Raw genomic sequence first — 14,640 nt, forward strand, 5'->3', positions numbered from 1 at the left:
TCGCTCCAGCGGTCGGGGGTGGTCGGCGCGGCCATCCTACCGAGCGCCTCGGACCCGGGCGTGGCGCGAACGCCGCCGGGGGCGCACAGTGGTGCCGTGGAGCTGCTGGACTCGCGCGTGGAGCTGGTCGACTCGCGCGCCGACGTGCTGCCGGCGGGGCACGACCTGCTCGACTCCGAGCCGCCGCCGCTCTCCGGCACCGACACCTTCACCGACTACGTCGACGCGCACGGCACCGAGCTCGTACGCCTCGCCTCCGCCGTCCTCCCCGACCCCTCGCGCGCGGTACGGCTGGTCGTCGCCGCGCTGGCCGCGGCGCACCGCGACTGGGCCGAGCTGACCGACGGCGGCCGCGACCCGCACGTCGCCGTGGTGCGCGAGCTGTGCCGCCGGCTGCCCAGCGAGGACGAGCTCGACTGGACGACGCGGCCGCACCCCCGCAGCGGCCCGCTGCGCGACGCGCTGTGGCGGATGATGCCGCGCGACCGGCTCGCCGGCGCGCTCGCGCTGGTGCTGCGGCTCGACGAGCACGAGGTCGCGGTCGCGATGCGTACGCGGTGGCTCGACGCCGTCGCCCCGATCGCCCGCGCCCGCGCGCGCGGACCGGAGCTGCTCGAGGCGGCGGGCGTCGACCTGGGGTTCGAGGAGGTGCTCGACCGGCTGGCGGACGAGGTGGCGCCCGTGCCGGACCTCGCGACGCGCGCCCTGCGGGCTGCCCGGGTGCACAGCGCGGTGGCGGTCGGCGGCGCGGTGCTCGCGGTGGCCGCGCTGGTCGGCGGCGCCGTGGGCGCCTCGGCCGCGGGCTTCGGCTCCTCGCCGGCTCCGGCCGCGGCGCCGTCGTCGACGGCGGTGCCGCTGTGGCTGCAGTACGCCCGGAGCCTGCAGGAGAGGTGCCCCGAGCCGGCCGCCGTCGGTCGCGACCGGCGCTACGGCGGCACGCCCCTGCGCCCGGCGCTCATGCTCGCGCCCGAGGACCTCGGGCAGGGCTGGCTGCACGAGCGCCCGCCCACCCGCCTGGAGCTGCCCGTCGCGCTGGTGCCCGGCCACTACCCGATCGCGCCGGCCAACCAGAGCGCGGCCGAGAGCGAGGAGCTGCGGCTCGGGCCGCCCTCGACCGGCATCTCCGTCTCGCAGGTCGTCCTGCGCTACGGCCCCGGGTCGACCACCGACGCGGTCGAGACCGCGGTCGCGCTCCTGGAGTGCCGCGACCCCGCCCACGAGGTGCTGCCGGTCGCGCGGGTGACCGGGTCGCGCTGGCAGGGCGTGGGCTACCACCACCTGCCCCGGCCGGGCGCCGAGGCGACGGACGGGTCGGGCGCACCGAGCGAGACCTACGAGCTGCTGGTGCGGGTCGGCGACCGGCTCAGCCTCACCCAGCTGGTCGGGCCGCCCGGCCGGGCGCTCGACAGCGACCTGCTGACGCGGGTGATGGGCATCGTCGCCACCCGGCTGTCTGGCCGGGTGCCGCGGCCGCTGCGCTGAGGCCCGGTCAGCGGCCCTGCCACGCCTCCCACGCGCTGGCTACCATGTCGCGCAGGTCCCGCTTGGCCGTCCAGCCGAGCTCGCGCTCGGCCTTGGCCGCGACGGCCACGACCTTCGAGGGGTCGCCGCCACGGCGGCCGACCACGTCGTAGTCGAACTCGATGCCGGTGACCTCGCGGACCGTCGCCAGCACCTCCTTGACCGTGGAGCCCTCCCCGCGGCCGATGTTGAAGGCGCCGCGCAGCGGGCCCTCGGTGAGCTTCTGGGCCGCCGCGACGTGGGCCTCGGCGAGGTCGGCGACGTGGATGTAGTCGCGGATGCAGGAGCCGTCGCGGGTGTCGTAGTCGTCGCCGAAGACCTTCGGCCTGCCCCCGGTGCTGATGGCCTCGAAGACGAGCGGCACCAGGTTGAACACGCCCCGGTCGCCCAGCTCGGGCGCCCCGGCGCCGGCGACGTTGAAGTAGCGCAGCGCGGCCCACCGCAGGTCGCTCGCCGCGCCCAGGTCGCGGATCATCCACTCCGACACCAGCTTGGTCTCGCCGTAGGGGCTCACCGGCCGGGTCGGGGCGTCCTCGTCGACCTCGTCGGTCTCGGGCTCGCCGTAGACCGAGGAGCTGGAGGAGAACACCAGCTTGTCGACCCCCTCGGCGTCCATCGCCTCGAGCAGGCTGCGGGTGCCCTCGGAGTTCTCGCGCCAGTAGAGCAGCGGCTTCTCGACCGACTCGCCGGCCGCCTTCTTGGCCGCGAGGTGCACGACGCCGGTCGCGGAGTGCTCGCGCAGCGCGGCGCGCACGGCGTCGGTGTCGAGGATGTTGGCCTGCACCAGCGGCACGTCCGGCGCGAGCCGAGCCGGCACACCGGTGGACAGGTCGTCGAGCACGACGGCGCGCAGCCCCGCATCGGCGAGGGCGCGCACGATGTGGGCACCGATGTAGCCGGCACCGCCGGTGAGCAGCCAGGTCGAGGTCATGGGCGCCACTGTAGCGCCTTGATCGCTTCCGTAAGGGAACGATCAGAAGCGGTCACACGAACGGCCGACCCGTGATCCGCTCGTAGGCCTCGACGTAGCGCGCCCGCGTCCGTTCGACGATCTCGTCAGGCAGCGGGGGCGGCGGCTCCTCGGAGGCGCGGTCCCACCCGGAGGCGGGCGAGAGGAGCCAGTCGCGGACGTACTGCTTGTCGAAGGAGGGCTGCGACGAGCCGGGCCGCCACGAGTCGGCCGGCCAGAAGCGCGAGGAGTCCGGCGTCAGCACCTCGTCGGCCAGCACGACGGTGCCGTCGGCGCGCCGGCCGAACTCGAACTTGGTGTCCGCCAGGATGATCCCCCGCTCGCGCGCCACCTGCTCGCCGCGCGCGTAGAGCTCCAGGGTGAACCGGCGCAGCTCCTCCGCGAGCGGCGCGCCCACCGCCTCGACGGCCTGCGCGAAGCTGATGTTCTCGTCGTGGGCGCCCACCGCCGCCTTGGCGGCCGGGGTGAACAGCGGCTCCGGCAGGCGGTCGCCGTCGACTAGCCCGCCCGGCAGCGCGATGCCGCAGACCGAGCCCGTGGCCCGGTAGTCGAGCAGCCCCGAGCCGGTGAGGTAGCCGCGCGCGACGCACTCCACCAGGACCATGTCGAGCCGCTCGCACACCAGGGCGCGCCCGGCCCACTCGGCCGGGGCGCCTTCGGGCAGCTCGGTCGAGAGCACGTGGTGCGGCACGAGGTCGGCGAGCCGCTCGAACCACCACAGCGAGAGCTGGGTGAGCACGCGGCCCTTGTCTGGCACCGGCGTGCCCAGCACGAAGTCGAAGGCCGAGATGCGGTCGCTCGCCACGAGCACCAGGTCGCCACCGGCCGTCGCGTAGAGGTCGCGGACCTTGCCCGAGTGCAGCGGGACGAGGCCGGGCGGCGCGGGAGCCGGAGAGGGAGGCGTCGACACGCCCGCATCCTCGCACGCAGGCGAAACCCCCCTGAAGGGCGGATTGAACGCCCGGTGCGGGGGGGTATGCCCTGCCTTGACCGATTGTGCCACGCGACCCGGGAGCACGCAGCACGCGGCTCCCCGGCGGCACAGTCACACGCTGGACGACAGCGAACGATCTCGAGCACCAGGAGGATGGTCCGTGAGCGAGACCACGAGCTACGACACCGGCGACAGCGCCGGCACATCGAAGACCGACGCCGCCAAGCAGGCAGCGGGCGAGACCGCTGCCACGGCCAAGGAGCAGGCCGCAGGCGTGGGGCAGACCGCCGCCGCCGCGGGCCAGCAGGTGGCCGCCACCGCCAAGGAGCAGGGCTCGCAGGTGGTGGCCGAGGCCGCCAACCAGGCGCGCGACCTGCTGGGCGAGGCCCGGTCGCAGGCGCAGAGCCAGGCCGGCGTCCAGAAGGACCGCGCGGTCACCAGCGTGCGCAGCCTGGCCGACGAGCTGCAGGCCCTGGTCAACGGCGAGGGCGGCCAGTCCGGCATCGCGACCGAGATCGCGCGGCAGGCCTCCGAGCGGCTGCACGAGGTCGCGGGCTGGGTCGAGTCCCGCGAGCCCGGCGACCTGCTGACCGAGGCGAAGGAGTTCGCCCGCCGCAAGCCCGGCACGTTCCTCATCGGCGCGGCGGTCGCCGGCCTGATGGCCGGCCGCATCACGCGCAGCACCGTCGCGGCGGTCCACGAGGACTCCGACGACACCGCGTCGGTGCCGGCGCGCACCTACCCGAGCAGCGACGCGTACGCGGCGCCGACGACGTACGCCACCGAGACGTACGCGACCGACGCCCTCACCGCGGGCGGCACGAGCGCCGGCGGCGCGTACTCCACCGGCACCGGCTACCCGACCGGCTCGATCGCCGACCCCGCCCTCGAGACCGTCGACGTGCGGCCCGAGACCAGCGGCGTGGGCTACGGGACCCGGCCGTGAGCGACGTCAACACGGGTGCCACCCGTCTCGAGAACGACCGCCCGCAGGTGGTCGGGGACGCCGCCGCGAGCCCCGGCTCGCTCGGCCAGCTCTTCACCGACGTGACCAAGGACCTCTCGACGCTCGTGCGCCAGGAGGTGGCCCTCGCCAAGGCCGAGCTGAAGCAGGACGTCAGCCAGGCGGGCAAGGGCGCCGGGATGCTCGGCGGCGCCGGTCTGGCCGGCCACTTCGTGCTCCTCTTCGTGTCCCTCGCCGCCTGGTGGGGCCTGGCCAACGTCATGGACGAGGCCTGGGCCGCGCTGATCGTCGCGGTCGTGTGGGGCGTCATCGGCGCCGTCCTCGCCCTGATGGGCAAGGCGCAGCTCTCGAAGGTCAAGGGCATGAAGCAGACGCAGGAGACCGTCAAGGAGATCCCGCCGACGCTCAAGCCCGGCACCGGCCACTAGGCCCGTCCCCTCCCCGCGACCTCCCTCAGACCCAGGAGACACCATGACCACCCCCACCAGCAGTGACCCCGACGAGATCCGCGCCGAGATCGAGCGCACCCGCGCCTCGCTGGGCTCCGACGTCGACGCCCTGGCCGAGAAGGTGAGCCCCAGCTCGATCGCCCACCGCCAGGTCGAGAGCGCGAAGAGCCGCGTGCAGGGCGTGCGCGAGGCCGTCATGGGCAAGGCGGGCGACGCCCGCAGCGCCGTCGCGTCGCACACCCCGGGCGGTGGCGACGGCCCCGGCCTCGCCGAGCGCGCCGGCGGCCTGCGTGACAGCGCGGCCGGCAGCGTCCACGGCGCCTCCGACGCGCTGCACTCCGCGCCCAGCGCCGCCCGGCACCGCGCTGAGGGCAACCCGCTGGCCGCCGGCCTCATCGCCTTCGGCGTCGGCTGGCTCGCGTCGTCGCTGCTCCCCGCCTCCGAGCGCGAGACCCAGCTCGCCTCCGCCGCCAAGGACAAGCTCACGAGCCCCGAGGTGAAGGACGCGCTGCAGAGCAAGGCCGGCGAGCTCAAGGAGGCCCTGCAGGGCCCGGCGCAGGACGCGCTCGAGTCGGTCAAGCTGACCGCTCAGGACGCCGTCGACAACGTCAAGGCCGAGGCGCAGGGCGCCACGGTCGACGTGCGCGACTCCGCCCAGGAGGCCAAGGAGAACGTGGCCGCCACGGCGCAGGAGCAGAAGGCCGGCCTCACCAGCTGACCTCGTCCGACCCCGTCGGGCCCGTCACGACCTCGCGTCGTGGCGGGCCCGCCGTCGTTCGGCACGATGTGACTCCTTGCCCATCTGATTGGCAAGGAGTCACATCGTGCCAATCATGGGCGCGCTCTCAGAGGATGGGAGCGGGTGCGTACGCAGCGGCTGAGGGGTGCGCGGCGGCGACCGCCTCGACGCGGGCGACCACGTCGGCCACCTGGCGCTCGGCCGCGCCGGTGAACGAGAGCGGGGCGGCCACCAGCGCGTCGAGGTCCGGCCGGCTCAGTGGCAGCCGCGGGTCGGCGGCGAAGCGGTCGAGCAGGTCGTTGCGGTCGGTGCCCTGCTCGCGCATGCCGAGCGCGACCGAGACGGCGTGCTCCTTGACCACCTCGTGGGCCGTCTCCCGCCCGACACCGGCCTTCACCGCCGCCACGAGCACCTTGGTGGTGGCGAGGAACGGCAGGTAGCGGTCGAGCTCGCGGGCCACCACCGCCGGGTAGGCGCCGAACTCGTCGAGCACCGTCAGGAACGTCTCGAAGAGCCCGTCGACCGCGAAGAACGCGTCGGGCAGGGCCACGCGGCGCACCACCGAGTCGGACACGTCGCCCTCGTTCCACTGGCCGCCGGCGAGCTCCGACACCATCGCTTGATAACCACGCAAGACCACTGCAAGACCGTTGACCCGCTCGCAGCTGCGGGTGTTCATCTTGTGGGGCATGGCCGAGCTGCCGACCTGGCCCGCCTTGAAGCCCTCGGTGACCAGCTCCTGGCCGGCCATCAGCCGGATCGTGGTCGCGAGCGACGAGGGCGCCGCGGCGACGTGGACCAGGGTGGACACCACGTCGGCGTCCAGCGAGCGCGGGTAGACCTGGCCGACGCTGGTCAGCACGCGCGAGAAGCCGAGGTGCGCCGCGACCCGCTGCTCCAGCTGCGCCAGCCGCCCCGAGTCGCCCTCGAACAGGTCGAGCATGTCCTGCCCGGTGCCGACCGGGCCCTTGATGCCCCGCAGGGGGTAGCGCTCGAGCAGCGCCTCGACCCGCTCGAGGGCGACGAGCAGCTCGTCGGCCGCCGAGGCGAAGCGCTTGCCCAGCGTGGTCGCCTGCGCCGCGACGTTGTGGCTGCGTCCGGTCATCACCAGCGCGCTGTGCTCGCTCGCCATGCGAGCCAGCCGCACGAGCGCGGCGACCATGCGGTCGCGCACCAGCAGCAGCGACTCGCGCACCTGCATCTGCTCGACGTTCTCGGTGAGGTCACGCGAGGTCATGCCCTTGTGCACGTGCTCGTGCCCGGCGAGCGCGTTGAACTCCTCGATGCGCGCCTTCACGTCGTGGCGCGTGACGCGCTCGCGCGCGGCGATCGAGTGCAGGTCGACCGTCTCGACCACCCGCTCGTAGTCCTCGACCACACCGTCGGGCACGGCGACGCCGAGGTCGCGCTGGGCGGTGAGCACGGCGATCCACAGCCGGCGCTCGAGCACGATCTTCGCGGTCGGCGCCCACAGCTGCGCGAGCGGCGGCGAGGCGTAGCGGGCGGCGAGGACGTTCGGGATCTCGGGCTTGCGGGTCATGACCTCATGTCCAACGGCTGGGTGCAGGGCGACGCGCGCCATTCTCGCCCACCCGGCGCACCTGCCCCCTCAGCCGCCGGTGACGCGCCCCTCGACGGCGGCCAGCGCGATGTCGGAGCGGTGGTGCGACCCGCGCAGGTGGACGGCACGCACCCCGGCGTACGCAGCGTCCCTCGCGCTCGCGAGGTCGGGTCCGGTGGCGGTGACGGAGAGCACGCGCCCGCCGGCGCTCACCAGGCGCCCGTCGGCGTCGCGCGCCGTGCCGGCGTGCAGGACGTAGGCGGGGGCCGGCACCGCGTCGAGGCCGGTGACCTCGTCGCCGGTGCTCACCGCGCCGGGGTAGCCCTCCGCGGCGACGACGACCGTCACCGCAGCGCCGTCGTCCCACACGAGCGGCTCGAGGTCGGCCAGCCGCCCCGTCGCCGCCGCGAGCAGCAGCCCGCCGAGCGGCGTGCGCAGCCGCGCGAGCACGACCTGGGTCTCCGGGTCGCCGAAGCGGGCGTTGAACTCGATGACGCGCAGGCCGCGGGAGGTCAGGGCCAGACCGGCGTAGACCACTCCGACGAAGGGCGTGCCCCGCCGCTGCAGCTCGTCGACCGTGGGCTGCACGACCCGCGCCACGATGTCGTCGACCAGACCGGGCGCTGCCCAGGGCAGCGGCGAGTAGGCGCCCATGCCGCCGGTGTTGGGCCCGTCGTCGCCGTCGCGGGCGCGCTTGAAGTCCTGCGCCGGCTGGAGCGCCACGACGTCGGTGCCGTCGCTCAGTGCGAAGAGGCTGACCTCGGGCCCGTCGAGGAACTCCTCGACGACCACGGCGCCCGCGCACGAGGCCGCGTGGCGCAGGGCCTCGCCGCGGTCGGAGGTCACCACCACGCCCTTGCCGGCCGCGAGCCCGTCGTCCTTGACGACGTAGGGCGGGCCGAAGGCGTCGAGCGCGGCCTCCACTTCGCCGGGCGTCGTGCAGACGTGGGCCATCGCCGTGGGCACCTGCGCCGCGGCCATGACCTCCTTGGCGAAGGCCTTCGAGCCCTCGAGCCGGGCGGCGCGCGCCGAGGGGCCGAAGCAGGCGATGCCCTGGGCGCGCACCGCGTCGGCGACGCCGGCGACCAGCGGGCCCTCGGGGCCGACCACCACCAGGTCGACCTCCTTGGCAGCGGCGAGCGCGGCGACCGCCGGGCCGTCGAGCGGGTCGACCGGCACGGTGCGGCCGAGCTCGGCGGTGCCGGGGTTGCCCGGGGCGCACACGAGCTCGGAGACGCCGGGGTCGGCGGCGAGGGCGCGGGCCAGGGCGTGCTCGCGCGCGCCCGAGCCGATGAGGAGGACCTTCATGGCGGGGCGAGACTAGCGGGGCCTCCCGAGCAGGCTGCGGTCGAGCCCGTCGAGCAGCTCCTCGAGCGACTCCCACACCTCGGCCGCGCCGGCCTCGCGCAGCTCGTCGACGCCGAAGCCGCCGTTGCGCACGCAGACGCTGGGTACGCCGAGGCGGGCCGCCGCCTCCACGTCCCAGATCGAGTCGCCGACCATGACCGCGTGCGAGCCGTCGACGCTGCGCACGGCCACCTCGACGATGTCCGGGGCCGGCTTGCTGTTGCCCGCGTCGGCCGACGACGTCCAGCTCGCGGCGATCTCGCGGGCGTCGAGCAGGTCGAGCGCCTGGTCGACGTCCTCGGGCTTGCCCGAGCTCCCGAGCACGACCGTGATGCCCCGGCGCCCGACCTCCTGGAGCAGCGCCCGGGCAGGCTCGAACGGCACGACCTCGTGGCGCACCGCCGCGTAGTTCTCGTCGTGCAGGTCGCGCAGCGCGTCGCCGAGCCGCTCCTCCACCTCGTCGCCGGCGACGTGGGCGACGAGCTGGTCGCCGCCCATGCCGATCGCGCGGTGCAGGTGCCAGGCCGGAACGACGACCTCGTGGGACCGGAACGCGCGGTACCACGCCAGCACGTGGTGGTAGTTGCTGTCGACGAGGGTGCCGTCGATGTCGAAGACGGCCGTGTCGACCCGCGAGGTCGTGTCGGTGCGCTCCTGCGCCCCGCTGCCCCCGGACTTCCCGTCCTGCGCGGCCATCAGTGCGGCACCACGACGACGGGGCACGAGGCGTGCGAGCTCACGTGCCGGCCGACCGATCCCATGATCGCCGCGGCGAAGCCGCCGCCGCCGCGCCGGCCCACGACGACGAGGGCGGCCTGCGCCGAGGCGTCGACGAGGACCTCCGCCGGGTTGCCCCGCCGGAACTCCACCTCGATCGGCACGTCGGAGTGGCCGGCCTCCGCGAGGGTCGCGTCGACCTGCCGGCGCACCTCGCGCAGCGACTCCTCCGGCGCGCTCTCGTCGGGGTCGGGGACGTAGGGGTAGCCCATCCAGACAGCCGCGGGCTCCCACGCGTAGACGACGAGGACGCGGGCGCCCACCGCGTGGGCGTAGTCCGCCGCCCAGACCAGGGCGGTCCTCGCCGGGTCCGACCCGTCGATGCCCACCAGCACGAGCGGGGCCTCGGCCACCGCGCACCTCCTCGGCTGCAGCTGCCCGGCCGCCGTGGCCGCGCGATCATGGACTACCCGGTGTGCGCCTGGGTACGCACCACGGCACCGACGCGCAGGACTCCAGCCGGGTCGTACTGCTCGGCAAGCATGCCGAGCCAGCGCAGCGTCTCGGGGTCGTAGGCGCGCGCGACCTCCGCCGGGTCGGCGCTCGCGCCGAAGTTGGGGAACCGCGCGCCGGTCGTCCACGGCGCCAGCGACGCCAGCACCCGAGAGGCGTCGGCGGCCACGGCACCCGGGTCGGGCACCGGCACCCCGATGGCCAGCACGGTGAAAGCGGTGTCCCGGTGGCAGAAGGCGCTGCGCCGCTGTGGCTCGCGGGCGACCGCGCCGCCGAGGTGGCGCACCTCGACGATCGTCTGCAGCGAGCCGGACCCGGGACCGGCCGCGGCGACGAGCGCCGACACGGCCTCGGCCGGCAGCTCGCGCAGCAGGCTCACCTGCTCGTGCACCGGCATCGGGTCGACCGGGTCGGCGTGGATCGAGCCGATGGCGGAGTAGGGCATCGGCCCGACCCCGCCGAGCACCGGCGTGGCAGCCGCCAGCAGCGGCGCCAGCAGCTCCTCGGCATGCGCGGGCTCGCCGAGCCAGGCGAAGCGGACGGCCACGGTCAACCGGCCGGCGATCTGCGGTGGCAGCTGCGGCAGCGGCGGCAGCTGCGCGAAGGCGAGCGAGGTCGTGCCCTCCTCGGGCAGCGCCTCGCACAGCCGGCGCCACGCCTCGGTGACCGCGGCGGCGTCGGCGCCGTCGAACCACAGGCAACCGCCCACGAGCTCGGCGATCGGCAGCAGGTCGATCTCGACGGCGGTGACGACGCCGAGCGTGCCCTTGCCTCCGCGCAGGCCCCAGAAGAGCTCGCGGTGCTCGGTGGGCGTCGCGCGGCGCAGGCGGCCCTCGCCGGTGACGACCTCGACGGCGCGCACGTGGTCGGACGAGACGCCGACCGAGCGGGCGATCGGGCCGAGCCCGCCGCCGGTGAGGAAGCCGGCCACGCCGATGCCCGGGGCGGAACCGCACAGCGGCGCGAGGCCGTGGGGCGTGGCGGCGTCGAGGACCTGCTGCCACGTCGCGCCGGCCCCGACGCGGGCCCAGCGGCCCTCGACGTCGACGCTCACCTCGTCGAGCGCGCCGGTGTGGACCATGACGCTGGAGGCGTCGAGGGGTACGGCGCCGTGGCCGGTGCGCTGGACGGCGACGGTGAGCCCGTGGCTGCGGGCGAACCGGACGACCGCGGCGACGTCCTCGGCGTCAGCGGCGGCGACGACCGCCTGCGGCTGCACGGGGACGGCGACGTTCCACGGGATGGCGAGCTCGTAGCCGGGCTGGCCCGGGAGGGCGAGCCGCCCGGTGAGCCGGCCGCGCAGCGCGTCCCAGCTCAGGGGCGTGCGCGCGGCGGGCACCGACGGGGCGTCGGTGGTGGCGGGGGTCTGGGCGGTCATGGCGGGGTCCTCCTGCGACGGGGTGGTGCTGGTCATGGCACCCACCGTGGCTCCGGGCGCTTGGCGCGGCCTTGGCGCGCGCTTGGCCCCACCGACCGCGCGTCGTCAGCCGAGGGCGGCGCGAGCCGCGTCGCGTACGCCGTGCATCCCGAGCGCGTCGGCGGCGGCCGCGACCGCCGCCAGCTCCTCGTCGCGCGCGTCGCCGGGCGGCCCGAGCAGCGCGAGGGCCAGCCGGCTGCGCAGCTCGCTCGGCACGCCGCCGGCCCGCCGCGACAGCTCCACGCTGTCGCGGAGCAGCCGGGCCGCGGTGCCGTGGTCGCCCAGCACCGCGTGCAGGCGCCCGAGCGCCGCGTCGACGGTGCCGATGACCCCGACCTGCCCGATGGCGGCCACGTGGCCGGAGTGCGGCGTGAGCCGCTCGACGAGCGTGGCGGCGTGCTCGAGCGCCCCGCAGTCGGCGGCGACGTGCGCGAGCAGCACCTGGTGGCCCAGGGAGTACCAGTAGAACGGCGTCGCCACCGGGACGAGGTCGTCGAGCAGCTCCCGGGCGCCTGCCAGGTCACCCGTCTCGGCGGCCGCGGTCGCCGCCCAGACGCCCGGCTCCGGCGAGTGGGCCACCACCTCGGGCAGCTCGGCGACGCGGCCGCGGTCCCAGCGCACCGAGAGCAGGGCCAGGTTGTGGACGCCGGACTCGTAGAGCTCGGTCTGGCGGTGCAGGGCCCAGGCGCGCGTGACCAGCTGCTCGGCCTCGTCGAGCCGGCCGCGCCACTGGGCGAGCATCGCCCCGGCCCAGCGCAGCTGGACGCGCGTGACCGGCAGGCGGAGCAGGTCGGCCCCGGCCACGCCATCGCGCAGGTGCTCCTCGGCGACCTCCACCCGGCCGAGGATCGTCTCCGACATGGTCAGGACGTTGTGGCGCAGCACCTCGTCGACCCGGGCCTGCTCGTGGTGCAGCCCAGCGACCCGGTCGAGCAGCTCGATCGACTCGCGGGCGTGCGCGGCGGCGCCGACGAAGGCGAGCACCCGGGCGACGAGCGCGTCGGCCAGCACGTCGGGGTCGCCGAGCGCCTCGGCCCGCTCCAGCGCCTCGCGGCTGAGCGCGTCGGGCACGGCGAGGTCGGGCGCGTAGCAGCTGCCGACCGCGCGGGCGCCGAGCACGCGCACGTGCGCCGCCGGGTCGGTGGCAACCGCACCGGTGAGCGACTCGAGCCGGGCGAGCAGCACGCCGGGGTCGTCGCCGTAGGACGCCCAGGGCCAGGCGCCGCTGGTGCGCAGCAGGACCGCTGCCAGGCGCCCGATGGTGCCGGTGCGCACCTCGCGGGCAGCGCTGACCAGCTCGTCGTCGACGACGTCGAGCACGGTCTGGTCGCGGCCGGCGCGGGCCAGCGCCTGCAGCCGGGCGACGACCAGGTCGTCGCGCCGCTCGGTGCCGCGGGCGGCGGGCGGCAGCCGGTCGAGGGCGCCGAGCGCGGACTCCCACCACTGGGCGGCGGTGTCCGCGTCCCAGCGCGCCTCGGCGTCCTCGGCGGCCGCGGTGCACGCCTGCACGACGACGCCGGGCTCGACCAGCGGCTGGGCGGCGACCAGGTGGAGCGCCCGGCGGGCGAGCGAGTCGCTGTCGATGCCGGTGGTGACCTCTGCGACGCGGGCGTGGAGCCGCTGCCGGCGCAGGGCCGGGAGCCCGGCGAGCACCTCCTCGCGCAGCAGCGCGTGCGAGAACGCGTAGCCCGACGAGCCGCGGGCGGCGCTGATGATGTGCTCGTCGGCGGCCGCCTCGAGCAGGTCGGCGACCTCGTCGAAGGAGAGCCGCGCCGTCTCCGCGAGCAGGTCGACCGGGAAGGGGTCGCCGAGCACCGCGGCGGCGCGCAGCAGCACCTGCACCGGCTCGGGCAGCCGGGCCAGGCGGCGGCCGAGCACGGTGCGCACGGCCAGCGGGATGCCGCCGCTGCTGCGCTCGTCGCGCGGCAGCCGTGCGTACTCCGCGACGAACAGCGGGTTGCCGCCGGTGCGCTCGGCCAGCAGCCGGGCGTCGGCCGGGGCGACCGTCTCGCCCGCCACCTCGGAGGCGAGCGCGACTACCTCGTCGGCCGCCAGCGGCGGCACCGCGAGCTGCGAGGCGGCCTCGCGCCGGGCCAGCGCCGCCAGCAGGTGCGCGACGTCGGAGGAGCCCTCGCCGTCGCGCAGGGTGAGCACGACCGCGAGCGGCCGGTCGCGCAGCGCGCTCGAGAGGTAGGCCAGCGCGCGCAGCGAGGTCGCGTCGGACCACTGCACGTCGTCGACCACGAGCGCGACCGGCCCCTCGGCCGTCGCCGCCTCGAGCAGCTGGAGCACCCGCTCGTAGACCGCGAAGCGGGCGGTGTCGGCGTCGACGTCGCGCGGCGGCACGAGCACGGAGTCGGGGTCGGCGCCGAGCGCGCGCACGACCTGGCGCAGCGGCCACCAGGCCGGCACGCCCTCCTCCTCGGGGCAGCGGCCCCACGCCTCGCGCGCGCCGACCGAGCGGAAGCGCGCGACCGCCTCCTCGGCGAGCCGCGTCTTGCCGATGCCGGGCGGGCCGGTGAGCACCAGCCAGGACGGCCGCCCGGCGGCGAGCTCCTGCGCCATCGAGTCGAGCACGGCGGACTCCCGCGCCCGGCCGACGAGAGCGCCCGGCCCCTCCGCGGGACGCCGGGCGGCGGGTACGCGTGCGGCGGGCTCCTCGTCGGACGCCCGGCGCCGCGGCGCCTCGACCTGCTCGGGCACCCGCGCAGCGGCCCCCGGCACCGCCGGCCACGCGCGCAGGGCCGGGTCGTCGCGCAGCAGCCCCGCCTGCAGCTCGCGCAGCTCGCCGCCCGGCTCCATGCCGAGCTCCTCGGCCAGCCGGTGTGCGTGCGCGCGGTAGTCCTCGAGCGCCTCGGCCGTGCGCCCGTCGCGGTGCAGGGCGACCAGGTGCAGCCAGCGGGCGCGCTCGCGGTAGGGCTGCTCGGCGACCAGCACGGACGTACGCGCCAGTGCCTCCGCCACCCGCCCGCGCCCGAGCAGCGCGGTCGCCAGCGTCTCGAGGCACTCGGTGCGCCGCTGCTCGAGGCCGACGGCCTCGACGCGGACCCAGTCCTCGTCGGCGAGGTCGGCGAGCAGCGGACCGCGCCACAGCTCGAGGGCCTCCGACGCCCGCTGGCAGGCGTCGTCCCACTCGCCAGCGTCGACGTGGTGGCGGGCGGCGTCGGCGGCGGCGGTGAAGCGGGCGACGTCGACCTGTGCGTCGTCGACGGTCAGGACGTAGCCGGGCTGCCGGCGCTCGACCGGGGCCGAGCCGCCGTGGCCGTCGCGCAGCACGCGGCGCAGGTTCGAGACGTGGACCTGGAGGCTGGGCACGGCGCTCGGCGGCGCCTCGTCGCCCCACACCGACTCGACCAGCCGGTCGGTCGACACGACCCGCCCGCGGTGGAGCAGCAGGGCGGCGAGCACCGCCCGCTGCTTGGGCGCGCCGAGATCGATGGCGACGCCGTCGTGGACGACCTCGAGCGGCCCGAGCAGCCGATACAGCACGCGCGTCCTCCTGGTCCTC

The 14,640-nt window shown here is 76.1% G+C and carries 12 protein-coding genes; 4 read left to right on the forward strand and 8 right to left on the reverse strand.

Going from position 1 to position 14,640, the window contains the following annotated elements:
* The first annotated feature begins 96 nt into the window (after positions 1-96).
* Positions 97-1,482: a hypothetical protein gene (locus tag CLV35_RS10660; RefSeq protein ID WP_121193421.1), complete on the forward strand. Its 1,386-nt coding sequence runs from the start codon at positions 97-99 to the stop codon at positions 1,480-1,482.
* A 7-nt stretch (positions 1,483-1,489) separates the two neighbouring features.
* On the opposite strand, the gene galE is transcribed toward CLV35_RS10660, so the two are convergent.
* Positions 1,490-2,452 (reverse strand): UDP-glucose 4-epimerase GalE, encoded by a 963-nt coding sequence (gene galE / locus CLV35_RS10665; RefSeq protein WP_121193422.1) that lies wholly within the window; start codon positions 2,450-2,452, stop codon positions 1,490-1,492.
* A gap of 52 nt (positions 2,453-2,504) precedes the next feature.
* Positions 2,505-3,401 carry a phosphoribosylaminoimidazolesuccinocarboxamide synthase gene (locus CLV35_RS10670; RefSeq protein ID WP_121193423.1) on the reverse strand — a complete coding sequence of 299 codons (897 nt, stop codon included), beginning with the start codon at positions 3,399-3,401 and terminating at the stop codon, positions 2,505-2,507.
* 184 nt (positions 3,402-3,585) lie between these two features.
* Between CLV35_RS10670 and CLV35_RS20055 the strand changes: the two genes are divergently transcribed.
* Genes CLV35_RS20055 through CLV35_RS10685 form a run of 3 tightly spaced genes read left to right on the forward strand, consistent with a single transcriptional unit; the run spans position 3,586 to position 5,556 of the window.
* The gene (locus CLV35_RS20055) at positions 3,586-4,371 is read left to right on the forward strand and encodes a hypothetical protein (RefSeq protein ID WP_183061915.1); all 786 of its coding nucleotides are present in this window, start codon (positions 3,586-3,588) and stop codon (positions 4,369-4,371) included.
* Positions 4,368-4,817 carry a phage holin family protein gene (locus CLV35_RS10680; protein ID WP_231121701.1) on the forward strand — a complete coding sequence of 150 codons (450 nt, stop codon included), beginning with the start codon at positions 4,368-4,370 and terminating at the stop codon, positions 4,815-4,817. The genes CLV35_RS20055 and CLV35_RS10680 overlap by 4 nt, the downstream gene beginning before the upstream one ends.
* Positions 4,818-4,860: 43 nt before the next feature.
* Positions 4,861-5,556, forward strand: coding sequence for a DUF3618 domain-containing protein (locus tag CLV35_RS10685; RefSeq protein WP_121193424.1), 696 nt, complete (start codon positions 4,861-4,863; stop codon positions 5,554-5,556).
* A 127-nt stretch (positions 5,557-5,683) separates the two neighbouring features.
* On the opposite strand, the gene purB is transcribed toward CLV35_RS10685, so the two are convergent.
* From purB to CLV35_RS10715, 6 genes are all read right to left on the reverse strand, one after another.
* Entirely contained in the window at positions 5,684-7,117 is a 1,434-nt protein-coding gene (gene purB, locus CLV35_RS10690; RefSeq protein WP_121193425.1) for an adenylosuccinate lyase, read from the reverse strand.
* Between the two features lie 69 nt (positions 7,118-7,186).
* The gene (purD, locus tag CLV35_RS10695) at positions 7,187-8,446 is read right to left on the reverse strand and encodes a phosphoribosylamine--glycine ligase (protein WP_121193426.1); all 1,260 of its coding nucleotides are present in this window, start codon (positions 8,444-8,446) and stop codon (positions 7,187-7,189) included.
* A 12-nt stretch (positions 8,447-8,458) separates the two neighbouring features.
* The gene (locus tag CLV35_RS10700) at positions 8,459-9,181 is read right to left on the reverse strand and encodes an HAD family hydrolase (protein WP_121193427.1); all 723 of its coding nucleotides are present in this window, start codon (positions 9,179-9,181) and stop codon (positions 8,459-8,461) included.
* The gene (locus CLV35_RS10705; protein WP_183061916.1) at positions 9,181-9,615 is read right to left on the reverse strand and encodes a universal stress protein; all 435 of its coding nucleotides are present in this window, start codon (positions 9,613-9,615) and stop codon (positions 9,181-9,183) included. The genes CLV35_RS10700 and CLV35_RS10705 overlap by 1 nt, the downstream gene beginning before the upstream one ends.
* 53 nt (positions 9,616-9,668) lie before the next feature.
* Positions 9,669-11,129 (reverse strand): FAD-binding oxidoreductase, encoded by a 1,461-nt coding sequence (locus CLV35_RS10710; protein WP_231121702.1) that lies wholly within the window; start codon positions 11,127-11,129, stop codon positions 9,669-9,671.
* Between the two features lie 69 nt (positions 11,130-11,198).
* Positions 11,199-14,621 carry a BTAD domain-containing putative transcriptional regulator gene (locus CLV35_RS10715; RefSeq protein ID WP_231121703.1) on the reverse strand — a complete coding sequence of 1,141 codons (3,423 nt, stop codon included), beginning with the start codon at positions 14,619-14,621 and terminating at the stop codon, positions 11,199-11,201.
* Between the last annotated feature and the right edge of the window lie 19 nt (positions 14,622-14,640).

It is taken from the genome of Motilibacter peucedani (assembly GCF_003634695.1).
GTDB lineage: Bacteria > Actinomycetota > Actinomycetes > Motilibacterales > Motilibacteraceae > Motilibacter > Motilibacter peucedani.